This window comes from Mycobacterium syngnathidarum, assembly GCF_001942625.1.
GTDB lineage: Bacteria > Actinomycetota > Actinomycetes > Mycobacteriales > Mycobacteriaceae > Mycobacterium > Mycobacterium syngnathidarum.
The window spans coordinates 220,033-243,209 of sequence record NZ_MLCL01000093.1 but is presented as its reverse complement, the minus strand read 5'-3'; the positions used below and the strand labels follow the sequence as shown (position 1 = coordinate 243,209).

The 23,177-nt window shown below is 68.2% G+C and carries 18 protein-coding genes; 5 read left to right on the top strand and 13 right to left on the bottom strand.

Annotated features, from left to right (window positions below; translation table 11 throughout):
- Positions 1 to 62: 62 nt before the first annotated feature.
- Genes murJ through BKG60_RS30845 form a run of 3 tightly spaced genes read right to left on the bottom strand, consistent with a single transcriptional unit; the run spans position 63 to position 7,014 of the window.
- Positions 63 to 3,728: a murein biosynthesis integral membrane protein MurJ gene (murJ, locus tag BKG60_RS30855; protein WP_075910476.1), complete on the bottom strand. Its 3,666-nt coding sequence runs from the start codon at positions 3,726 to 3,728 to the stop codon at positions 63 to 65.
- A complete protein-coding gene (locus tag BKG60_RS30850) occupies positions 3,728 to 6,214 on the bottom strand; it encodes a DUF6049 family protein (protein ID WP_083650390.1) in 2,487 nt (828 codons plus the stop codon). The genes murJ and BKG60_RS30850 overlap by 1 nt, the downstream gene beginning before the upstream one ends.
- On the bottom strand, positions 6,211 to 7,014 hold the full coding sequence (locus tag BKG60_RS30845; protein ID WP_075910475.1) for an NUDIX hydrolase: 804 nt from the start codon (positions 7,012 to 7,014) through the stop codon (positions 6,211 to 6,213). The genes BKG60_RS30850 and BKG60_RS30845 overlap by 4 nt, the downstream gene beginning before the upstream one ends.
- A gap of 84 nt (positions 7,015 to 7,098) precedes the next feature.
- Here BKG60_RS30845 and BKG60_RS30840 point away from each other — a divergent pair, with 84 nt between their 5' ends.
- Entirely contained in the window at positions 7,099 to 8,577 is a 1,479-nt protein-coding gene (locus BKG60_RS30840) for a CCA tRNA nucleotidyltransferase (RefSeq protein WP_075910474.1), read from the top strand.
- Between the two features lie 18 nt (positions 8,578 to 8,595).
- A complete protein-coding gene (locus BKG60_RS30835; RefSeq protein WP_070187693.1) occupies positions 8,596 to 9,087 on the top strand; it encodes a pullulanase in 492 nt (163 codons plus the stop codon).
- 80 nt (positions 9,088 to 9,167) lie between these two features.
- Here the strand turns inward: BKG60_RS30835 and BKG60_RS30830 are convergent, their stop codons facing one another.
- Positions 9,168 to 9,944, bottom strand: a complete 777-nt coding sequence (locus tag BKG60_RS30830; protein WP_075910473.1) for a TIGR03084 family metal-binding protein — start codon at positions 9,942 to 9,944, stop codon at positions 9,168 to 9,170.
- Between the two features lie 23 nt (positions 9,945 to 9,967).
- Complete coding sequence (locus BKG60_RS30825) at positions 9,968 to 11,251, bottom strand: MFS transporter (protein WP_075910472.1); 1,284 nt, start codon at positions 11,249 to 11,251, stop codon at positions 9,968 to 9,970.
- 89 nt (positions 11,252 to 11,340) lie between these two features.
- Here BKG60_RS30825 and BKG60_RS30820 point away from each other — a divergent pair, with 89 nt between their 5' ends.
- Entirely contained in the window at positions 11,341 to 11,946 is a 606-nt protein-coding gene (locus BKG60_RS30820; protein WP_070945591.1) for a YqgE/AlgH family protein, read from the top strand.
- Between the two features lie 16 nt (positions 11,947 to 11,962).
- Here the strand turns inward: BKG60_RS30820 and BKG60_RS30815 are convergent, their stop codons facing one another.
- Positions 11,963 to 12,313 carry a hypothetical protein gene (locus tag BKG60_RS30815; protein WP_044514280.1) on the bottom strand — a complete coding sequence of 117 codons (351 nt, stop codon included), beginning with the start codon at positions 12,311 to 12,313 and terminating at the stop codon, positions 11,963 to 11,965.
- Positions 12,314 to 12,371: 58 nt separating this feature from the next.
- The gene (locus tag BKG60_RS30810; protein WP_075910471.1) at positions 12,372 to 13,256 is read right to left on the bottom strand and encodes an LpqN/LpqT family lipoprotein; all 885 of its coding nucleotides are present in this window, start codon (positions 13,254 to 13,256) and stop codon (positions 12,372 to 12,374) included.
- Positions 13,257 to 13,466: 210 nt separating this feature from the next.
- On the opposite strand from BKG60_RS30810, the gene leuS reads away from it, so the two are divergent.
- A complete protein-coding gene (gene leuS / locus BKG60_RS30805; RefSeq protein WP_075910512.1) occupies positions 13,467 to 16,331 on the top strand; it encodes a leucine--tRNA ligase in 2,865 nt (954 codons plus the stop codon).
- 49 nt (positions 16,332 to 16,380) lie between these two features.
- Here the strand turns inward: leuS and BKG60_RS30800 are convergent, their stop codons facing one another.
- Positions 16,381 to 17,064: an SDR family oxidoreductase gene (locus tag BKG60_RS30800; RefSeq protein ID WP_075910470.1), complete on the bottom strand. Its 684-nt coding sequence runs from the start codon at positions 17,062 to 17,064 to the stop codon at positions 16,381 to 16,383.
- A gap of 77 nt (positions 17,065 to 17,141) precedes the next feature.
- Here BKG60_RS30800 and ggh point away from each other — a divergent pair, with 77 nt between their 5' ends.
- Positions 17,142 to 18,482, top strand: a complete 1,341-nt coding sequence (gene ggh / locus BKG60_RS30795) for a glucosylglycerate hydrolase (protein WP_075910511.1) — start codon at positions 17,142 to 17,144, stop codon at positions 18,480 to 18,482.
- Between the two features lie 4 nt (positions 18,483 to 18,486).
- Here ggh and BKG60_RS30790 read toward each other — a convergent pair whose 3' ends face one another.
- The 5 genes from BKG60_RS30790 to BKG60_RS30770 all read right to left on the bottom strand — a co-directional run bounded on the left by BKG60_RS30790 (position 18,487) and on the right by BKG60_RS30770 (position 23,176).
- Positions 18,487 to 18,969 carry a MarR family winged helix-turn-helix transcriptional regulator gene (locus BKG60_RS30790; RefSeq protein ID WP_070185113.1) on the bottom strand — a complete coding sequence of 161 codons (483 nt, stop codon included), beginning with the start codon at positions 18,967 to 18,969 and terminating at the stop codon, positions 18,487 to 18,489.
- Positions 18,970 to 19,045: 76 nt separating this feature from the next.
- Complete coding sequence (locus BKG60_RS30785; RefSeq protein WP_075910469.1) at positions 19,046 to 19,783, bottom strand: amino acid ABC transporter ATP-binding protein; 738 nt, start codon at positions 19,781 to 19,783, stop codon at positions 19,046 to 19,048.
- Positions 19,783 to 21,555: an ABC transporter substrate-binding protein/permease gene (locus tag BKG60_RS30780; RefSeq protein ID WP_075910468.1), complete on the bottom strand. Its 1,773-nt coding sequence runs from the start codon at positions 21,553 to 21,555 to the stop codon at positions 19,783 to 19,785. Before BKG60_RS30780 ends, BKG60_RS30785 begins: the two co-directional genes overlap by 1 nt.
- 45 nt (positions 21,556 to 21,600) lie before the next feature.
- Complete coding sequence (locus BKG60_RS30775) at positions 21,601 to 22,266, bottom strand: GntR family transcriptional regulator (RefSeq protein WP_075910467.1); 666 nt, start codon at positions 22,264 to 22,266, stop codon at positions 21,601 to 21,603.
- A 103-nt stretch (positions 22,267 to 22,369) separates the two neighbouring features.
- Positions 22,370 to 23,176 (bottom strand): LLM class F420-dependent oxidoreductase, encoded by an 807-nt coding sequence (locus tag BKG60_RS30770; protein ID WP_075910466.1) that lies wholly within the window; start codon positions 23,174 to 23,176, stop codon positions 22,370 to 22,372.
- Position 23,177: the final 1 nt, after the last annotated feature.

Below are 23,177 nucleotides of genomic sequence, written 5' to 3'. Positions count from 1 at the left end.
ACTTGTTTGCCCGACCCGATATAACGCCTGGTCAAGGAGCTGAATTGGCTGGGGATGGCGGGTCAGGACGCCGCTTTGAGGGTGATCTCGGAGATGTCGGTACGGCTCTTGCCGTCCACGGTGCCCAGCGTCGAGATCCAGACCAGCACGTAGGAGGTCGACGATTCCTTGTTCACCGAGATGGTGTTGGAGCCGGGCTTCAGCGGGGTCGACGGGGTCAGCTCGGTGGTGTCCGAGAGTGACGACGGGTTGGCGGACTGGGACGAGCGGATCTGCACCGAGGTGCCGGTGCTCGTCACGTTGAGGGTTACCGAGCCGATCACGGTCGGCTGCGGCAACTGCAGCATCAGGCCGACACCGTTCTTGAACCCGGGGAACGGAGCCGGATCCGAGTAGGTGTCGGTGGACCACGCGGTGCTGGAGTCACCGTCGATGGCCTGCCCCGCCGTGGATGGTGAGTCGGCTTCGCCCTCAGGTGAGAACACCGTGGCGCGAACGGGTTTCACCGTGCTGCCGCTGGCCGCGGTGGAATCGTCCGTGGTTTCCTCACTGCTCGCCGATGGCGCGTTGAGGCCGAGCTCATCGCGGTTCAGCCCGCCCCCGACATCGCCGAAGATGCTGTTGAGCACCGAAGCCAATACCAGCAGTGCGACCAGGATGATGCCGGCGCCCACGCTGATGCCGATGATCAGGCCCTTGCGGCGCCGCGCCTCGGCGGCCTCGTGCTCCTCGGGCGTCTCGTGTGCCCGGACCGGGGCGGCCGGCGCGGGGGTCTCTTCCACCGACCCCAGCAGCTCGGTCCGGTCGGCGATCGCGGTGGCCTGTTGCAGCAGATTCAAAAGCGTTGGTGCACTGCGGATTCCACCACCGGGCTGGACGGCGCGAGCGGCTGCCGCCGAGATCTGGAACGGGATCTCGCGATCGATGGCGCGCGGCTCGACCGGTTGGCCGGCTTGGTCCAGTGCAGCCGGTTCCAGCCCGCTGCGGGCGCCCGATTCCGGCAGTGGCCAGCGGTTGACCAGCAGTGCGTAGAGCGCGGCTCCGATACCGCGGATGTCGTCGTCAGGGGTGGCGTCGGGCATGGTGGCCGGGAAGGCCAGTGCCACATCGCCTTCGATGCTGACGCGAACCCGGCCCGGGTGGTCGATCGACAGGGCGACGCCGGCGCGATGGGCGGCCTCGGCCGCCGCGGCCAGCGACTGGATGGCCCGGGCGCCACCGATCGGGGACGGCGAGGTATCGGCCACCTCGGCCAGCGAGCCGCCACGAATCCACTCCGAGACGATCAGCCCGCCGGATCCGCTGTGGGCCACGTCGAGCACCCGAGCGATCCCGGGAACGTCGATACGGCTGAGTTTGAGGGTGCGCGAAAGGATTTCCTGAACCTTGGCATCCGGCAGGGTCGAGTCCGGGTCGACGAATGTCAATGCCACCTGGCGATCCAGCGCGGTGTCCAGCGCCTGCCAGAACTGCAGGTGCGGGGGACCGCCGTGGAACACCAGCAACCGGTAGCGGCCATCGGCGATGGTGGCCCCCGGGATCAGGTGCACGTCGTCATCTGCCGAATCGAGTCCGGCATCGTTGGGCGGGGCGAACGAGATCGGCTCACGGGTCGGGTCACCGCCGAAATCGGTGAGCGGGCGCGTCGCTCCGTTGGTGTGGCCACCGGCCGCGTCATCGGAGGTGTCACCCGTGTCTGGTGGGGTGCTGTCTTCCGGGCCGTCGGGGGCCACGTCCGGCTGGAACTCGTCGGCGGCCGAACGCGGCAACTTCGTCGTCTCGGTTGTCATCCCGGAACTCGAGGCGGTGTTCGCTGCCGGGCCGTCCGTAGATTCGTCGGTCACCGGTGATCCTTTCCACATCCCCGCCCCGGCAACACCTGCCGGAGTCCCGCCTCCGGCGGCTGCCGGGCTTGGCGGCCACCCGCTGGGAGAAGAATTCCTCTGATCAGGGTACGTGACTGGCGATGCGGGGTGCGGTCTGACGGGCGGCGCGATTGTTTGCGCGGCTACCTGTCCTGCCCCCGGACTCGGCGCGACACGCCCTCGCCCGAGCCGGCGTCGGATCATGTCCAACGCCGAGTGAGCCTCGGGCACGCGGGCTGCGAGCATCACGCCGGCGATGATCGGGACCATGATGAGCCCCAGTGTGATCAGGCGCAGCATCGATCCGGCGGCGCCGCCGGCCGTGGTCAGCGACTCCAGCCCCAGCAGCTGGTCGACGGTGTGCGCCACCAGGCTGGCGATCAATGACGCCGCGACCGTCACCAGGATCGTGCGGATCACCGCGGGACGCAGCAATTGTCCGCCGCCCGGCCGCAGGTTGGCTTTCAGCAGTAGGTAGCCCGCGATCGCTCCGGCCACGTATCCCAAGCCGTTGGCCAGGCCGAGGTACCCGGCCACCATGCTGGGGTCGTCGGTGACGTGCGGCGCGGCGATCGAACCGATGATCTTGACGACGGCGATGACCACGACGATCACGATGGGAGTCCACGGTCGCTCCCGCGCGTAGAGCACCCGCAGCTGCAGGAGTACCAGCGCGTAGGGGATGAGGGTGAACGAGGACAGGGTGATCGCCATGCCGAGGTAACCGGCGTCGGAGGCGCTGAACCTGCCGTAGGCGAACAGGGCGCTGCCGATCGCCGGGCCGCCGACGGTCATCATCGCCACGATCGGGATCAGCGTCACCATGGTCAACCGGGTGGCCAGGGAGAAATCGTCGAGGACGGCAGGGATGTCGTTCGCCGCGGCGTTGCGGCTCAGGCGCGGCATCACCACCGTGAGCACCGTGACGCCGATCATCCCGAACGGCAACATCAGGACCAGCCAGGTGTAGTTGTAGATGGCCGGCCCGGAAGCGGCCGCGCTGCTCGCGATCCGGTTGCCGACGATGAACCCGATCTGGTTGATCAGCACGTACAGCACCATCGCCGCGGCCATGCCGCCGAACTTCTTGAGCCGGTCGTCGATACCCCACAGCGGCCGCAGGCTGACCCGCTCGGTCCGGATGGCCACAAACAGCACCATGGCCTGGGCCACGACGCCGAGGGTGGTGCCGATACCGAGCACCAGCAGTTTGGCCGTGCCCATCTGAACCGGGTTCTCCGACAGCGCGCCGGGCACCAGGACGAAGAGGCCCAGCGTCAGGATGGCGATGACGTTGTTGACGACCGGCGCCCAGGCCGGCGGGCCGAAGATGTTGCGGGTGTTGAGGATCGCGCCGTACACCGACGTCAGGCCGTAGAACAACACCTGCGGCAGCAGCAGGTAAGCGAATGAGGTGGTCAGCGGGGTGTCGACCTCGGGGTGGCTGCCCAGCATGAGCTTCACCAGCAACGGGGCGCACAGCACCGAGAGCACCGTGGTGACCAGCAGCAGCGTCGTGGCCAGGGTCACCAGCCGACGGATGAAGGCCCGCCCGCCGTCGGGATCGTCGCGTTCGGCGCGGACCAATACCGGCACGAAGATCGCGGTGAAGGTGGCTTCCAAGACGAGTGCAGCCACCATGTTGGGCAGCTGGTTGGCCACGGAGAACGAGCTGGTCAGCGGCCCGCCGAGGAGTGCCATGAGCAGCACGAACCGCAAGAATCCGGTAATGCGTGAGATCAGCGTGGCGAATGCCATGCCCCACGAGCGCGACACCACCGCCGCATCGGACAACTCGGCGCGCCCGGCCGGCTGCGCCGGTGTTTTCGGGGGTCGGGTCGGGTTGTGGTCGGGCACGGTCATCAGGGTCGGTCCGGACTGGATTCAGAGCTCGGCGCGGCGGCGGGCTCGGCGCGGTCTTCGGTGCCGGGCTCGGCGTTGAACGCCATGGCGACATCGAGCGGGTCGGGGTGTTCGCCCGGGGGGATGAGGTCGGCGCGGTCGGGCTGACCGCGGAAGCGGTGCCACAACCGGCGCCCGGCGAGTGCCACCAGCACCGCCCCGGCCGACAGGGTGATGAAGAACAGCACCTTGCCGTAGGCGTTGGAGTGCACCGACAATCGCACCGGTTCACCGAGGGTGACGCCCTCGGCGGTCTGCAGGCTGACATCGACGGCCACCCGCTGGGTGAAGTGAACTTCGATCGGCACCCGTAGCGGCAGATAGCCGGGTGGCAGCTCGATCTCGCCCATGTCGGTGACGGTCATGCCCGGCGGCGCGTCCACGTGCAGCCGGACCCGTACGGGTACCGGCAGGTCGTTGCGCAGGGCCAGCGGGAGCGGGCTGCGTTCGGTGGCCAGCGTGTACGCCCCGCCCGGGTTGACGATCGTCACCGCCCTGAACATGTCGTTCACGCTGCGGCTGACCGCTTGCAATCGCTGCTCGGCCAACCCTTCGCGGGCCTCCGGCGGTACGGATTGGCTGAGCGCGCGCAGCGTGTCTTCCCGTAGCGGCGCGGTGTACTGCATGCCGGTCAGGCCGGTGCGCTCGTCGGTGGTCAGCGCGGCGGTCAGGCCCCACAGCCGGCCGACCACCGCGGCGATACCCCTGTCGATGTTCTGGTCGACGTTGCCGCGCGGGTCGCCCAGGGTGTCCGGTGGCGGCGGGGCCACGGGTTCGGGCGGCAGGGCGCTGCTCTCGGCGATCACCGCGGGCAGCGGGCGCGGCACGGCCAGGCCGGCATGGATCGTGGTGGCCACCGAGGTCAGGATGGCCTGCGCGTCGTTGGCGTCCAGCGACCACACCAGCGGTGGCATCAGGATCTGCGTCCGCGGCTCCTCGGTGGGGGTGAGCCCGCGCCACAGCAGCGCACCCAGCGCGTCCTGGCGCCGTGCGGTCTGCGAGTCGTGGCGTACCGGGATCTGCAGTGACGGGTCCAGGTAGGACGGTGCCACCGGATCGGTGCCCGCACCGGCCAGTGCGGCCCCGACGGCCGGGTCGAATCCGGCGGCCACGACTTCCGGCCGGTACCGCAGAGGAGTGATGTCGGCGGTCTCGGGAGCCCCGGTCTCGGAGTCCTGAGCGGTGATGTGGGCGGCCGAGATGCTGACCGTCTGCCCCTGGGCCGCCAGCAGGTCCAGGGCGGGCCGGGTGAGCGGACCGTCGCCCAGGATGCTGGCTCCTCGGACCGAGGTGATGCCCAGAATCTGGTCGACGATGTCGCCGGCGCCGTTGGTGGCGATCGCACTCAGGCCCGGATCACCGACCCGCTGCAGGGCGGCCAGGTCGGCTTGCGCGTAGTTGGTGGGTGCCACGCAGAGCCGCGTGGCCAGGGCACGCAGTCGGTTCAGCCAGGCGATCGCGGCTTCCTGCCCGGTGCCGGGGCGCGTCGGGGTGGCGGCCCCGGCGTCGGGACCGTCGTTGACGACGTAGCCGCCGGTCATCGCGTTGACTGTGACCAGCAGGTCGGGGTCGACGGCAAGGCACAGGGTGGCGCGCATCTGGCCGCCGGAGTCGACGGTCGGGCCGGTGGCGAAATCAGCCGCCGAAAGCAAGGTGTCGAGCCGCCCGCCGGGAGCCAGTGAGGCGGCCAGGCTGTCGTCGACCAGACGCACGGGCGTCGTCCCGCCGGGTGCCCCCGGGGCCAGCCGAGGGCGGTCGGCCAGGGGCCAGAGCATGGTCATGCGCACCGGCTGCGATGTGTCCGGCGGCACCACCGAACTGAGTGTCTCCGCCGCCGACATCGAGTCGGGTGTCTCGCCTGCGGGCCGGTCGGGAGGCACGCCGAGCACGGGCAGCAGGAAGCGGGAGTCGTCCAGTTTGGCCGGCGCACCGTAGTCCGGTGTCCCGTTGACGTTGATCAGCACGGGGTAGACGCCGGGTTCGGTGATGTGCAGTGATCCGGAACCGTCGGTGCGCAGGGGATAGGTCAGGTTGAATCCGACCGACTGGCCCCGTTCCAGCTCCGGGGCCAGCGTGACGAAGTCGGCCACCGGCTCGAACCGGGCGACGTCCCCGGTGAGGTCGGTACGCAGCTGGCTCGACGAGGTCACGGCGTTGGCGTGTTCCATCCGGATGTCCACGTCGCGTACCGGGCGGTCGCCGACGTTGAGCACGGATCCGCTGACGGTCAGCGTCGACTCACTGGTGGTGGTGACGACGTCCGGGGTGACGCGGTCGATCCGGATCTGCAGGAACGGCAGCTCGCCGGGTTCGCTCGCTTCGGCTTGGGGCAGAAGCACGGGCAGCGCCGCGGTGGACCACACCGAGAACAGCAACACCACCGCCACAAGCACCACTGTGTGCGCGAGGAGGGAGACCCCTCGGCGCACCGCCGGGGCGGCGGTCACGGTCCCTGTCCGCATCCGTTCGTGCGCCGGCGGGGCTGGGGTTGCGCAGGGTCGTCGCGGCGGTGATTGCGGGCGTGTGAGTGGGTCTGCGGACGGCGCCGAGGCGCGCTGCGGGGCAGCGGCGGCAGGGAGCCCGGACCGTCGGTGTGCAGTTTGTCGATGAGTTCGCCGGCCACTTCGGCGAGCTTGCGCTCGTCGGCGTAGGCCAGCCGAGAGGGCAGATCCCGCAGCGGGACCCAGGCGACCTCGGTCACCTCGACGTCGTCGTCGGACAGTTCTCCGCCCTGAAAGCGGAGCAGGTAGTGGTGCACGGTCTTGTGCACTCGCCGGCCCTCGGTGACGAACCAGTAGTCGATGCTGCCGAGCGCGGCCAGCACGTCACCGTGGATGCCGGTTTCCTCGGCGACTTCGCGGATCGCGGTCTGCTCGGCCGTCTCGCCGAGTTCGATGTGACCCTTGGGCAGCGACCACAGCATCCGTCCGCGCCGGTCGACCCGACCGATCAATGCTGCCACCTGCGTGTCCTTGGGGCCGTCGATGCCGTCGATGACCAAACCTCCGGCCGAGGTCTCGTGTACGGTCCGCAGCCGCTCCGGGGGTCGACGCGGTCGCGATTTGTGTTGCTTGGACTGGTCACGAGGGGTTGGGGTGGGAGTCGTGGAGCCGGCCGTCGCTTCGCTGGGTGCGGCGGCTTCATTGCCCTGATCACCGGCCGGCGGCCCCGCCGCCCTTTGTGCACGACGACGGCCACGACGCCGACTGCGGCGCCGTCGTGGTTTGGCCTGTTCGCCGTCCGACACCCAAGCGATAGTAGCTGCCGCGGGGTGGCCCTCCTGCCACACTCGCCGGTTGTGACCACACTGCGAGCATTAGGCTCATCGAACGTGTCCGACGCTGTTGTTACTGATGCCGAATTGTTGGCGGGCGCCCTGGTCTCGTTGAAGGAGCGCGCCGAGGTGCTGCACGGGCTCGGTGCGGTGTTCGCTGCGGCGGGTCATGAGCTGTATCTGGTCGGTGGCAGTGTGCGTGACGCCCTGCTGGGCCGGCTGACCGCGCACAGTGATCTCGACTTCACCACCGATGCCCGGCCCGAGCAGATGGTGAAATTCCTGCGGCCGTGGGCCGACGCGCTGTGGGACACCGGGATCGAGTTCGGCACCGTCGGTGTGGGCAAGCGGATGGGCGGCGTGGAGCACCGGCTTGAGATCACCACGTTCCGCGCCGACAGCTACGACCAGGTGTCACGGAATCCGACCGTCGAGTTCGGCGACAACCTCGATGACGATCTGGTGCGCCGCGATTTCACGGTGAACGCGATGGCGGTCCGGATCACCCCGGATCAGCCGGGCGGAATCGGCGAATTCATCGATCCCCTGGGCGGTTTGGCGGCCATCCAGGCCAAGCTCCTCGACACTCCGTCTGCGCCGCAGGTGTCTTTCGGCGATGATCCGCTGCGGATGCTGCGTGCGGTCAGGTTTGTCTCGCAGCTCGGGTTCGAGGTGGCGCCGCGGGTTCTTGAGGCACTGCTGGAGATGGCTCCGCAGTTGGGGCGGATCACCGTCGAGCGGGTCGCCGCCGAGTTGGACAAGATGCTGCTGGGTAAGGATCCCGTTGCCGGGGTCGATCTGATGGTTCAGACCGGGTTGGGCGATGTGGTGCTGCCCGAGGTCGGTGAGATGCGGATGGCCATCGACGAACACCACCAGCACAAGGACGTCTATTGGCATTCGCTGACGGTGCTGCGTCAGGCTGTCGATCTCGAGGACGAGGGTCCGGACCTGGTGTTGCGCTGGGCCGCGCTGCTGCACGACATCGGCAAGCCCGCCACCCGCAAGCACGAATCCGACGGCGGGGTGAGCTTCCACCACCACGAGGTGGTCGGCGCGAAGATGACCCGCAAGCGGATGCGGGCGCTCAAGTACTCCAAGCAGATGGTCGACGACGTGTCGCAGCTGGTGTATCTCCACCTGCGGTTCCACGGCTACGCCGACGACAAGGGCACCGGCAAGTGGACCGACTCGGCGGTACGCCGCTATGTCACCGACGCAGGCCCGCTGCTCGGCCGGCTGCACAAGCTGGTCCGTGCCGACTGCACCACCCGCAACAAGCGTCGCGCCGCGCGCCTGCAGGCCAATTACGACGATCTGGAGAACCGGATCGCCGAGCTGGCGGCCAAGGAGGATCTGCAGCGGGTCCGGCCGGATCTCGACGGCAACGAGATCATGGAGATCCTGGGCATCCCGGCGGGCCCGCAGGTCGGTGAGGCGTGGAAGTACCTCAAGGAGCTCCGGCTCGACCACGGGCCGCTGTCCCGTGAGCAGGCCGTCGACGAATTGTTGAAATGGTGGAACGACAGGGGCTGATCGTGCGTCTGATCAGTCATGGACTACTGCCTGGGTGAACCCGATGGCACCGCGGCGATTTTCACCGGGGTTCCCGATGTGGACGTGGACGGCGACGGCGCTCCGGACGGCATCGGCCTGGATTTCGACGGGGACGGCCGTATCGACGACGTGATGGCCGATTTCGACGGCGACGGGAGCGCCGAGCGGGCCGTGCTCGATGCCGACGATGACGGGCGGGCCGAAAGCTATTTCTCCGACGACGGTTCGGGCACCTGGGCGGTGCGCGTGGACCGGTCTGGGCAGGTGCGCTGGTTCGGGTTGGACGGCGTCGAGCAGACGGGTGGGCCGCTGGTCGACTTCGACGGCGACGGCGCGGTCGATGACCGGCTGCTCGATGCGGACGGGGACGGGCGGGCCGATCGGGCGTTGGCCGGGGGTCTGGCCTACGTCGACACCGACGGTGACGGGCGGTGGGACCTCAAGCTGGCCGACACGGACGGGGACGGCCGCGCCGACGCCGTTTCGTGAGTGTTGACTCTGCGTGACGGCCTGGGCCTCTTGAGCTTTCGCGTCCTGGGCGCAGAATCGAATCCCCGCTAGTCGACCGCTCAGCCCCTCCCGGCCCCCGGCGGTCCGGCGAAGGCCTGTGCGATGGTCAGCCACTTGGCGGCGTCCTCGCCCACCGCTCTCACGTCCAGTTCGGCGGGCGCCCGGCGCTGGGTCACCAGCATGCAGAAGTCCTCGGCAGAACCCGTCACCCGCTGTTGTGCATCGGGCGGACCCCACTCCCACTGAGTGTCGTCGGGCGCGCGAAGCTCGACCCGGAACGGCTCGGCCGGCGGCGTCAGCTCATGCACCGTGAACGCGAAATCCCTTGTGCGAACACCGATGTGAGCGATCGATCGCAGGCGCGTGGTCGCCGGCCGGTGCACGCCGAGAGCGTCGGCCACATCAAGCCCGTGCGCCCAGGTCTCCATCATGCGGGCCGTGGCCATCGATGTCGCGCTCATCGGCGGGCCGAACCAGGGCAGCTTGCGGCCCTCGGCCACGTTCACCAGCTCGGTGTGCAGTCTCGCGCGGGTGGTCCGCCATTCGGCCAGCAGCTGCTCGGGCGGGGTCAGTGCGAGTTCCTCGGCGGCCGCGTCGACGAATCCGGTCGGGTTCTTCCACGCCTCGGCGAGGACCGCCTCGAAGCCGGCCTGGTCGGTGATCGCGATGACCGACACCCGATCCGTCCACAGCAGGTGGGCGATCTGGTGGGCAATGGTCCAACCTTCGGCCGGGGTGGGCGTGGCCCAGCGCTCGGGCGGCAGGTCGGCCACCAGGGCATCGAGTTCATCGCTCTCGGCGGACAAGTCGGCCACGATCGGCTCGGCGCTCACCATGGCGGCCAGCCTAGACCGGAGGGTCACACCCGTTTCCGGGATGCCACCGTCGCGTGCAGGCCGAGGCCCACGAGATAGGCCGCGGCACCGGCGACCACCAGTGCCGGCGATCGCCCGTCAGCGGGAATCACCGCGGCTGCCACGGCGATCGCGGCGACGAACGACATCCAGAACAGCGCGTCCTGCACGGTGAACACGTGACCGCGGAGCGCGTCGTCGACATCGAGCTGCATCGCCGAATCCGCGCACAGCTTCACAAGTTGCCCGGCGGCGCCGAGCAGGAAGCCACAGGCCAGCATCACCGGCACGTGCAGGCCGATCGCCACCAGCTGTGTCAGCACGGCGAAACCCAATGCGCCGTTGGCCGTCGCGTAGCGGCCGAAGCGGCCGATCACCGCCGGGGCGAAGATCGTGGCGAGGAACTGTCCGACACCGCCGGCGGCCACGAACAGCACCGCGGTACCCAGGCCCAGTCCGGTCACATCCGGATCGTCGGTGTGCCGGACGATCACCAGCACCAGAAGCGAGTTGATCCCAAAGGCCATGCGGTGGGCGGCCAGCCCGGCCAGCGTTCCCGCCACGGGGCGCACGGCCCAGACGGTCCGGATGCCGTGCACCCAACCGGTGGCCACCGCGTAGACCACCGAGCCGTGGATGGCTCGCTTGCTCTCGTGCGGGCCGAGAACATGGGGGCCGAAGCGCACCGACAACCACAGCGCGAGCGCCACCGGAAGCGCCACGATGAACATCACCACCGAGGCGCCGGTGTCGTCGGCGCCGACCAGCTTGCGCGGCACCAGCATGAAGTCGGCGCCCAAAAAGGCTGCCAGCGCACCGACGGCGGTGGCCACCGAGTTCATCGTCACCACGCGGTCGTGCGGAACCACGTCGGGCAGCGAGGCAGACAGGCCCGAGGAGACGAACCGGGTCAACCCGTTGACGATCAGCGCGCAACACAGGATGGGGATGTCGCCGGCTCCGAAGGCCAGCAACGTACCCACCAGCAGCACCACGATCAGCCGGCCCAGATTCGCCCCGATCAGCACCAGGCGCCGGTCCCAGCGGTCCAGCAGGGCTCCGGCGAACGGGCCCAGCACCGAGTACGGCAGGAACATCACCGCGAACGCCGCGGCGATCTGCCACGGCTCGGCCTGGCGTTCCGGATTGAACAGGATCGCACCGGCCAGCCCGGCCTGGAACAGCCCATCGCCGAACTGGCTGACCGCACGCAACTCCAGCAGCCGGCGGAATTCGGTCATGCCGCGCAGTGAGTGCCACAGGGCACGGGGAGCACGAGCATGAATCACCCGATCAACAGTACAAAGCTGTGCCGAAATCCGACCGCGCCCGGGCTTGTTCGCCCCCTGTGGGCAATGGCGGTGCCATGATGTAGGGCGTGGCGCAGTCAGAAGATCCGGAGGATTTCATCGCACCTGCGGCGCACCGGGTACGGCCGGGCACACTGCTGCTGGCCAACACCGATCTGCTGGAGCCGACGTTCCGGCGCAGCGTCATCTACATCGTCGAGCACAACGCCGGCGGGACTCTCGGTGTCGTGCTGAACCGGCCCAGCGAAACCGCCGTCTACAACGTGCTGCCGCAGTGGTCGAAGCTCACCGCCAAACCCAAGACCATGTTCATCGGTGGCCCGGTCAAGCGGGACTCCGCGTTGTGCCTGGCGACGCTGCGGGTGGGCATGCAGGCCGACGGCGTTCCGGGGCTGCGTCACGTGCAGGGCCGGGTGGTGATGGTCGATCTCGACGCGGATCCGGACACGCTGGCCCCGGTCATCGAGGGCGTGCGGATATTCGCCGGATACTCCGGCTGGACCATCGGACAACTGGACGGCGAGATCGAACGGGACGACTGGATGGTGCTCTCGGCGTTGCCGTCGGACGTGCTGATCGAACCGAGGATCGATCTGTGGGGTCGGGTGCTGCGCCGTCAGCCGTTGCCGATGTCGCTACTGGCCACACATCCGATCGACGTGAGCCGCAACTAGCGCTGCCCGCAGTCCGTCACTTGCACGACAACGTGCAGCTGGCGCACGAGCCGGCGCAGCCCGCACCGGAAGCCGAGCCGGCCTCCGCTGCCGCCACGGCCTTGGCGCTCTGCCAGCAGCCGGCCGCCACGGTGGCGACAGCGCCGATGATGCACACCATGACGACCATCAAGCCGGTGTGGGGTGCGGCGGCCAGGGCGGCGGCGCCACCGGCGGCGAGCATCACCGCGGCAGCCAGTTGGGTTGGGGCCACTGCCCTCAGCACCGAGCGCACGGGATCACCGGTGCGAGGTCTGGTCAACAACCACAGCCCGAACACGCCGACGATGACGGCGGCGCTCAAACACAGCAGCGCGGCGATCAGCATGCGCCACACAATACGAGGCGCCGATCGGTATTGCGAGCTCGGGTTTGGTGCCGCTGATTCAGCGTTGCAGGCCCAGGAGCTGGGGCAAACCCGGTGCGGGCGCGGGTGCGGCCGGGGCCGGGGTAGCTGGCGGCGGCGCGGCGGCGGGGGCCGGGGCGCTGACCTTGAACCCCGACACGATCGCGTCGGCGGCGTCGGCAGCCGCGGAAACACCCTGGTTGGCGGCTGAGGAATTCACCGACAACGACACCAGGTAACGGTCGGGACCCGCGGTGGCCAGGATGTGCCTGCGCGAGGTGTTGAGCATCTGGCTGCCCGACATGTAGCTACCTTCGATAAATGCCGAGGGGAATCCGTTGAAGGAGCCCATGGCCATGTCGGTGGGGCGCCAGCTCTGCAACTGCTGGGTGTCGACGAAGCCGTGGCTGATGGCTTCGACCGGGTCGAAGTCGCCGACGAGCTTGTAGACCACGACCTGTGCGTTGGGGGTGTAGAGGTCGGTGCTGGAACGGTCGGCGATCACGGCGAAGGCGTCGGGCACGTTCGGATCGGGCACGTTGGTCCACCCGGACGGCAACGGCAAGACGATGCTCAGCGCCTTGAAATTGTGGCTGACCTGAGGCTCCATCTTGACGCCCTTGCTCTTGAAGAACTCCGCGAAGGTGCCTGAGGTGGCCGGGGTGATGGTCTGGGCCGCCGGGGCCGGCACGGCCACCGGGACCGCGGTTGTCGCACCGGGGACTGCGGGGGCAGCCGGCGCTGCAGCCGGGACCGCGGGTGTTGCACCGGGGACGGGCTGGGCCACGGTCACCGGCCCGGGAACGCCGGGAGCCGGCAGTAGAGGTTCGGCTGAGGCGGTCTGACCGGCGAAGCCCACAACCGCGGAGACGCCGATGGCGGTGCCCGCTGCCACCACCCGCCACCGGCCGGCCAACTCGATCATCCTCGGTTCCTCCCACAAACCATGCCCTCACCAGGCAATCTCGTCACTAGGGGCCGAGAGTATCCAGGGTCTGCCGCCTGGCACCAGCATCTCAATCGACCTGGAATCAACCCCTGACAGTGCCGCGACGCAACCGATACCAAGCTGTGGCTTGTGCGCCGTGAGACGGGCGGTGAGCTGCTCAAACCCCGGCCTTATACCCTGAACGGCGTGATCGAACCCGCCACCACGACCCAAGCAGAGCCGTCAGAGGACACCCCGCAACACCGTTACACCGCGGAGCTGGCGGGTCAGATCGAGCAGTCCTGGCAGCAGACCTGGGCCGAGCTCGGGACGTTCAACGTGGCCAACCCGGTGGGCTCGCTCGCGCCGCAGGACGGCTCGTCGGTTCCGGCCGACAAGATGTTCGTGCAGGACATGTTCCCGTACCCGTCCGGTGACGGGCTGCATGTCGGGCACCCGCTGGGCTACATCGCCACCGACGTCTACGCCCGGTACTACCGGATGATCGGCCGCAACGTGCTGCACGCGCTGGGCTTCGACGCGTTCGGTCTGCCCGCCGAGCAGTACGCCGTGCAGACCGGGACACACCCGCGCACCCGCACCGAAGCCAACATCGTCAACTTCCGCAGGCAGTTGGGCCGGCTGGGTCTGGGCCACGATTCTCGGCGCAGCTTCGCCACCACCGATGTCGACTTCTACAAGTGGACGCAGTGGATCTTCCTGCAGATCTACAACGCCTGGTTCGACACCGATGCCAAGAAGGCCCGACCGATCAGCGAGTTGCTGGCCGAGTTCGAGTCCGGGGCCCGCACGCTCGACGACGGCCGGGCGTGGGCCGAGCTGTCGGCGGCCGAGCGCGCCGATGTGGTGGACGGCTACCGGCTGGTGTACCGCGCCGACTCGGTGGTGAACTGGTGCCCGGGCCTGGGCACCGTGCTGGCGAACGAAGAGGTCACCGCCGACGGACGCAGTGACCGCGGCAACTTCCCGGTGTTCCGGAAGCGGCTGCGGCAGTGGATGATGCGCATCACCGCCTACTCGGACCGGTTGCTCGACGATCTGGACGTGCTGGACTGGCCGGACAAGGTCAAGACCATGCAGCGCAACTGGATTGGCCGCTCGACCGGTGCCTCGGTCGAATTCGGCACCGCTGCAGGCGATGTCGAGGTCTTCACCACCCGCCCGGACACGTTGTTCGGCGCCACCTACCTGGTGTTGGCCCCCGAGCACGATCTGGTCGACGCGCTGGTGGCCGACGCCTGGCCAGAGGGCACCGATTCGCGGTGGACCTTCGCAGCGGTGACCCCGGTGGAGGCCGTCGCTGCCTACCGGGCCGGGATCTCGGCCAAGTCGGATCTGGAGCGCCAGGAGAACAAGACCAAGACGGGTGTGTTCCTCGGCGCCTATGCCACCAATCCGGTCAACGGACAACGGGTTCCGGTGTTCATCGCCGACTACGTGCTGGCCGGCTACGGCACCGGCGCCATCATGGCCGTGCCCGGCGGCGACCAGCGGGACTGGGATTTCGCCACCGAGTTCGGTCTGCCCATCATCGAGGTGGTCGCCGGCGGCGACATCACCGAGGCCGCCTACAACGGTGACGGCACCATGGTCAACTCCGACTACCTGAACGGGATGTCGGTGGCCGAGGCCAAGCAGGCCGTGATCGAACACCTGGAGGCCGACGGACGCGGCCGCGCTCGCATCGAATACAAGCTGCGGGACTGGCTGTTCGCCCGGCAGCGGTACTGGGGTGAACCGTTCCCGATCGTCTACGACGCCGAGGGCCGCGCTCATGCTTTGCCGGAATCGGCTCTGCCCGTAGAACTTCCGGATGTCCCGGACTACTCGCCGGTCTCCTTCGATCCGGACGACGCCGACAGTGAACCGTCGCCGCCGCTGGGCAAGGCCACCGAGTGGGTGCATGTCGAGCTGGATCTCGGTGACGGGCTGCAGACCTACACCCGCGACACCAACGTGATGCCGCAGTGGGCCGGCAGCTCCTGGTACGAGCTGCGTTATACCGACCCGCACAATTCAGAAGAGCTGTGCGCCAAGGAGAACGAGGCGTACTGGATGGGCCCGCGTCCGGCCGAGCATGGACCGAGCGATCCGGGCGGTGTCGACTTGTACGTCGGTGGCGTCGAGCACGCGGTGCTGCACCTGCTGTACTCACGCTTCTGGCACAAGGTGCTCTTCGACCTCGGCCATGTCAGCTCGAGTGAGCCGTACCGCCGCCTGGTCAACCAGGGCTATATCCAGGCCTTCGCCTACACCGATTCCCGTGGCAGCTACGTGCCCGCAGCGGAAGTGATCGAGCGCGACGGGAAGTTCTTCTGGCCGGGCCCGGACGGTGAGGTCGAGGTCAACCAGGAGTTCGGCAAGATCGGCAAGAGCCTGAAGAACTCGGTCTCGCCCGACGAGATCTGCGACGAGTACGGTGCGGACACCCTGCGGGTGTACGAGATGTCGATGGGTCCGTTGGAGGCGTCACGCCCGTGGGCCACCAAAGATGTCGTCGGTGCACACCGGTTCCTGCAGCGGGTGTGGCGTGTGGTGGTCGATGAATCGACCGGCGCCACCAGTGTGAACGAGCATGAGGCGCTCGACACCGACACGCTCAAGATCCTGCACCGCACGATCGCCGGGGTCACCGAAGACTATGCGGCGCTTCGCAACAACACCGCGGCAGCCAAGCTGATCGAGTACACCAACCACCTGACCAAGGAGGGGGTGTCGGCCCGCGCCGCGATCGAGCCGCTGGTCCTCATGGTCGCGCCGCTGGCGCCGCACTTGGCCGAGGAGCTGTGGAAGCGCTTGGGCCACGGCACCTCGCTGGCGCACGGGCCGTTCCCGGTGGCCGATCAGCAGTATCTGGTGGACGACACCATCGAGTTCCCCGTTCAGGTCAACGGCAAGGTGCGCGGCAAGATCACCGTCGCCGCCGATCTGGACAAGGCCGGGCTCGAGGCCGCGGCCCTGGCCGACGAGAAGGTGCAGGCCTTCCTCGACGGCGCCACGCCCAAGAAGGTCATCGTGGTGCCCGGCCGGCTGGTCAACCTCGTTGTCTGAGCGATTTGTGCACTTCCGGTAACGCCCACCGTTACGGGCGGTGCACAAATCACCCGGGGCGGACCACGATTTCGTGGACATGCCCGTCGGGCGGGGTGGTGACGGCCGTGGCCACCAGCCCGGCGACCGTCTCGGGCTTGAGGAACTTGTCCGGGTCGTACTCACCGGTGCCGTCGGTAACCGCGTTTTCGTAGGCCACCAGGTCGCGCTGCATCTCGGTGTCGGTGCGGCCGGGGAAGATCGAGGTGACCCGCAGTGACGGTTCATCGGCGCGCAGCGAGTCAGCGAACGCCCGTAGGGCGAACTTGCTCGCCGAGTAGGACGCCATTCCAGGCGAAACCTTTTGGCCGGCACCGGAATTGATGAACACCACATGCCCGCGAGCGGCCCGCAGCGCCGGTAGCAGCGCCAGCGTGAGCGCCACCGCGCCGGTTACGTTCACCTCGAAGGATGCCCGCCACTGCTCTGCGATGGACTCCGAGACCCGGCCGGGATAGAGCACGCCGGCGTTGTGCACCAGCACGTCGAGCTCGCTGAGCACCTCGGTGGCGGATTCGATCGAATCGGGGTCGGTGAGGTCCAGCGGCCAGGTCGGTGCGCCGAGCCGGTCGGCGAGCGCATCGAGGCGGTCCGACGGGCGCCCGGCCAGAAACACGGTGTGGGTGGGAGCAAGGGCGGCGGCGATGGCCGAACCGATGCCGCCAGCGGCTCCGGTGATCAATGCAGACGGCACGATTGCAACGTTACTGTGATGCCCGACGGCCTGTGGCCGACCTGCGGGCCGGAGCCCGAGGTCGCATCATGGTAGGGATGCCACCGGATCCCAGCTTCGCTCCCACCCAGCTCGCCGCACGGGCCGCCTACCTGCTGCGCGGCAACGACCTGGGTGTGATGACCACGGCCGCGCCGTTGCTGTACCCGCACATGTGGAGCTGGGACGCCGCATTCGTCTCGATCGGTCTGGCGCCGCTGAGTGTCGAGCGCGCCGTGGTGGAGCTCGACACCCTGCTCTCGGCGCAGTGGCGCAACGGCATGATCCCGCACATCGTGTTCGCCAACGGTGTTGACGGCTACTTTCCGGGTCCCGCCCGGTGGGCCACGTCGGCGCTGGCGGCCAACGCGCCACGGATCCGGCACACCTCCGGTATCACGCAGCCACCCGTGCACGCGATCGCGGTGCAGCGCATCCTCGACCACGCCCGGACGCGGGGCCGGTCGACACGGGCAGTGGCAGCCAGCTTCCTGGATCGGCGGTGGGCGGATCTGGTGCGCTGGCATCGCTGGCTGGCCGAGACCCGGGATCAGGACGGTCGCGGCCGCATCACGCTGTATCACGGGTGGGAGTCCGGCATGGACAATTCGCCACGCTGGGACAGCGCCTACGCCAACGTGATTCCCGGCAACGTGCCCGAGTATGAGCGCGAGGACAACGCGATCATCACCGATGCCACGCAGCGGCCCAGCGATCTCGAGTACGACCGGTATCTGTGGCTCCTCGAAGAGATGAAATCCGTTCGCTACGACGATGATCTGCTGCCGAAGGTGATGAGCTTCGCGGTCGAGGACGTGTTCGTCTCGGCGATCTTTTCGGTGGCGTGCCAGGTGCTCGCCGAGATCGGGGAGGACTACAAGCGTCCGCACGCCGATGTCCGCGACCTGTATTCGTGGGCCGAGCGGTTCCGGTTGGGTGTCGTCGAGACCACCGACGAGCGTAGCGGTGCGGCAAAGGATTACGACGTCCGCGCGAACAAGTGGGTGGCCACCGAGACGGTCGCACAGTTCTCGCCACTGCTGTGCGGCGGGTTGCCACACGATCGTGAACGGGCACTTCTTCGGCTGCTGGAAGGGCCGCGGTTCTGCGGGCACCCTGACCTGCGGTACGCACTCATCCCGTCGACCTCTCCGGTGTCGCGGGACTTCCGGTCGCGGGAGTACTGGCGCGGCCCGGTATGGCCGGTGATGACCTGGCTGTTCTCGTGGTGCTTTGCCCGTCGCGGTTGGGCCGAGCGAGCCTCGACCCTGCGCCGGGAAGGGTTGCGCCAGGCCAGCGACGGGACTTTCGCCGAGTACTACGAGCCGTTCACCGGGGAGCCGTTGGGCAGCATGCAGCAGTCGTGGACCGCCGCGGCGGTGTTGGACTGGTTGGGATAGCCCGCTACTCGGATTTGGCGTGAGCGGCCGGGGTCTGCTCGTTCTGGACGGCCAGGCGTTCCAGGGGAGCCAGCGCGGTCGCGAGCGTGTCGAGGTCCTCCTGGCTGAGATTGGCCAGGCGTGCCGCCAGATCCGCTCGGCGAGCCGCCAGCGATTCACGGTGCTGCACCAGCCCGCGCGGGGTGACCTCCACGAGTACGGCACGCAGGTCGGAAGGGTCACGGGAGCGCTTGACCAGGCCCAGCTTCTCCAGCCTGCGGATTGCCACGGTGGTGGTGGGGGTGCGCACCCGCTCGCGGGCGGCCAGCTCGGTCATCCGGATCGGGCCCTGGTCGAGCAGGGTGAGCAGGATCGAGAGCTGGGCCAGGGTGAGCTCGCCGGCTGTGCCCTTGTTGGTGTCTCCGCGGCGCAGCACCGAGAACACCTTGGAGAGAACGCGTTGCAGCTCTCCGGCCAGCTCAGTGACCTGTGAATCGGACTCCACCATAATTCGCTAGTCTAACCTGTCTGAAGCTGCCAGGTCGGCAGCTTGTTGGGTTTGGCGCAGGGGCCTCCCGTTGGGCTCACAGGACCTGCGACAGGAAGCGACGCAGCCGGTCTGTCTCGGCGGAGTCGAAGATCTGGTCGGGGGTTCCCGACTCGACCACCTTGCCATGGTCCATGAACACCACCGCGTCGGCCGTGGAGCGGGCGAAACCCATCTCGTGGGTGACCGCCAGGATCGTCATGCCCTCGGCCCCCAGCTCGGCCATCAACTCCAGGATGCCCTTGACCAGCTCGGGGTCCAGCGCCGAGGTGGCCTCGTCGAAGAACATCACCTGTGGACCCATGGCGAGCGCCCGAGCGATCGCGACGCGCTGCTGCTGGCCGCCCGACAGGGTGCTCGGACGTGCATCGGCCTTGTGCCGCAGGCCAACCCGGTCCAGCTGTTCGAGACCTACGGTACGGGCGTGTTCGGCGCTGAGCCGCTTGAGCTTGCGCGGGCCGAGGGTGACGTTGTCGAGAACGGTCTTGTGCGGGAACAGGTTGAACTGCTGGAACACCATGCCGATGCGTTGGCGCAGCTGGTCCGGATTGTCGGTGAGCACCGAGCGGCCGTCGAGCAGGATGTCGCCGCGGTCGGGTTCGTAGAGGCGGTTCAGGGTGCGCAGCAGCGTCGATTTTCCGGATCCGGACGGCCCGATGACGGCCGTCGTGGTGCCGGCGGGCACGTCCAGGTCCACCCCGCGCAGTACCGCGTTCGGCCCGAACGACAGGTGGATGTCCTTGGCGGCCAGCGCAACTGGCTGTGGTGCCGACATCAGATCATCTCCTGCGCGGTGGCGGCCGGCGGAAGTTCCTCTTCGACGGGTGCTCGGCCGCGCCGCAGCCGGTTGTCGACGAAGTTCACCAGGTGGGTCAACGGAATGGTCAGCAACAGGTAGAACACGCCGGCCGCCACCAGTGGTGACAGATTTCCGGTCTGCGCGTTGAGGTCTCGGCCCACCTGGAACAACTCGCGCTGGCTGGCGACCAGGCCCAGGAAGTACACCAGCGATGAGGCCTTGAGCAGTGAGATGAACTGGTTCATCAGCGCGGGCAGCACGCGTCGTATGCCCTGCGGTACGACGACCAGGCGCATCGAGGAGGCATAGCTGAAGCCCAGGGCGCGTGAGGCTTCCAGCTGCCCGGCCTCGACGCTCTGGATGCCGGATCGGAAGATCTCCCCGACGTAGGCCGCCGCCATCAGCCCGAGCGCCGCGATGCCCAGCGGGTAGGGGCTGTTGCCGGTGAGCGATCCGACCACCGGGCCGATGCCGAGTCCGATCAACAGGATGATCACCACTTCGGGCAGGCCCCGGAAGATGTCGGTGTAGACCCGGGCGGGCCAGCGCAGCCACCGTGACCGCGAGATGCCGGCCACCGCCAGGACCATGCCGAGTACCAACCCGATGACACTGGCGCACACGGTCAGGATCAGTGTGTTGGGCAGGCCGGTGCGCAGCAGGTCGGGGATCGCCTGCTGGTAGAGATCCCAGTCCAGGAACGAGTCCCTCAGTTGCGCGAGTGTCGATTTGGGCGCGGCCGGGGCACCGGCGGCCGGTTTCTCCTTGGCCGCGGCGATCGCGGCGAAATCGGGCAGCTGGGGTGCGGGGGCGGACTTGGAGCCGGGCTTCCAGCCGGGCGGCAGGGCCCGCGGCACCCAGTCGGAATACAGCTTGGCCCAGGTGCCGTCGGCGATGACGGCGTCCAGCCCGGAGTTGAGCGCATCGATCAGCGGCCGGTTCTCCTTGGCCACCGCCCACGCCACGAAATTGTCCAGGCTGAAGGTGTTTTCGATGATCTGGGCCGGGTCGCCGGGCTGCACCGTGCCGGAGGCCTGTTGCGACGGCGCCACCCAGGCGTCGATCTGGCGGGTCTTGAGGCTGGCGTAGACGGTGTTGTAGTCGGGGAACTTCACCGGCTGCAGGTGCAGTGTGTCGATGACGTATGCCTCTTGCACGGTGCCCTGCACCACCCCGATGCGCTGGCCGGGTGCGAGCTGGCTGAAACCGGTGATGGGCGAACCGGTGGGCACGACGAGCGAGAAGTACCCGAAGTCGTAGCCGTTGGTGAAGCCGACGGTGCGACGCCGGGCGTCGGTGGTGGTGATCGACGAGGAGGCCACGTCGAAGCGCCGGGATGCGGTCTGGGCCAGCAGGCCCGAGAAGTCGGTGCCGACGAAGTTGACCCGCAGGCCGAGCTTGTCGGCGACGGCGCGCAGCAGCTCGTTGTCGAAGCCGGTGAACTGCCCGGCCGAATTGATGCAGATGCTGGGCGGTGCGTCCGACAGCGTGCCGACGGTCAGGACGCCGGGGGTGCCCAGACCGAGGTTTTCGGCGCGCACCATGTCCACCGGGGCGGTGGTGGCGGTGGTGTATTTGTCGGCGCCGGGCCCGGTGGCCGCGGCGGCCAGATTGGTGGGCAGAGCGCTGGCGCTGTCCACCCCGGGGGGTGCGCATTGATCGACGTCTGCGGTTGCCGGTGCCGCACACAGCAGTCCGAGCAGGATCAGGACCGTGGTCAGCAGCGCGGCCGAGCGTCTGGCGTCCATTTGATGCAACCTAGTTGGCGGAGGCCCGGTGATGAGCGATTCCACTCAAGGGGACCGCAAGTCGCCGAATACTCCGCGCCGGGTGAGCTCGCCGATCATGATCTGAGCCATTTTCTCGGCGCGGTCGGTGCAGGCCTTGCGGGCTCCCTCAGGATCGCGGGCGTGGATCGCGGCGGTCTCGGCCTCGTAGCTGGCGAGAAAATCGGCCTTTGCCTTGGGATAGCTGATCCAGAACTCGGCGGGGGCGAAACTCTTTCCGGCGCGGATGGTGGCGTGCAGGCGTGGCCCCGCGTACTCGTCGTTGATCGCGTCGCGGTACACCCAGCAGGCCTCTTGGAAGGACTTGGTGTCCTTTGCTGAACGCATCAGCCGCAACGTGTCGTCGAGGTGGGCGAGGATACGCGGGGTGGGGCTGGTGGCGCAGCGGGCCGAGGCGATCCCGTTGAGGATGCCGTAGAGCTCATGATGTTCGGCCACGGTGGCCTCGTCGAACCGGGATACGAATGCGCCGCGGTGGTACCGCGTCGAGAGGATTCCGTCGTGCTCGAGCTGGACCACGGCCTCCTGGATCGGGACGCGGCTCAGCCCGAGGTCACGGACGATCTCGTTGCGGTCGATACGGTCACCGGATCGCAGCTTGCCCGTCATCACCAGATTGATGATGTGGGTGACAACCTGATCCTTCTCCTTGATCCCATAGTTTTTCGGCACCCTTGATTACTCCCCCATTGAGTTGGGACGCACACCCCCCGTGCGTTGGCGATGCGCAAGTTTCTCACGGGCGGAACCAAGAGGGGGTACGAGTCCCCTCAGCTCATCCGCTGATCTTTGCGTCGCGTCCGTCGCGCCAGCGGCAGAGGGCCTCGGCGGCGGTCAGGTCGTAGTCGGGTCCGTTGACCCCGACGGTGAGGATGCTGACGCCGAGGTCGGCCAGCGCGTCGGCGTCGGCCAGCATTGCGTCGATGCCGCCGGTCTCCTGCACCCCGGCCGAGTGCTGCACGGTGGACGGGTCCCGGCCGGTGGTGGCGCAGTGCTCGGCGAGGACCGCTGCCTTGCCCGGGTAGGTGTCGCGGTCGACGAAGGCATGCCAGATGTGGGCGTGCTCGGCCACCAGGCGCAGCGTCTTGCGCTCGCCCTGACCGCCGATCAGGATCGGGATCTCGCGCATGGGTTCCGGGTTGAGCTTGGCCAGCCGGGCCTCGATGCGCGGCAGTGCTTCGGCCAGATCGTCCAGGCGGCTGCCCGCGGTGCCGAACTCATACCCGTACTCGCGGTAATCCTTGTGTTTCCAACCGCTTCCGATGCCGAGGATGAGGCGACCGTCAGAGATGTGGTCAACGGTGCGGGCCATGTCGGCCAGCAGTTCGGGGTTGCGGTAGGAGTTGCAGCTGACCAGTGCACCGATCTCGATGCGCGAGGTCTGCTCGGCCCAGGCGCCCAGCATCGTCCAGCATTCGTAGTGTGCGCCGTCGGGGTCGCCGTAGAGCGGGAAGAAATGGTCCCAGTTGAAGGCGATGTCGACGCCGATGTCCTCGCAGCGGCGCACCGCGTCGCGGATGTGGCTGTACTTGGGGGAGTGCTGCGGCTGTAGTTGCACACCAATGCGAATGGGATGGCTCACA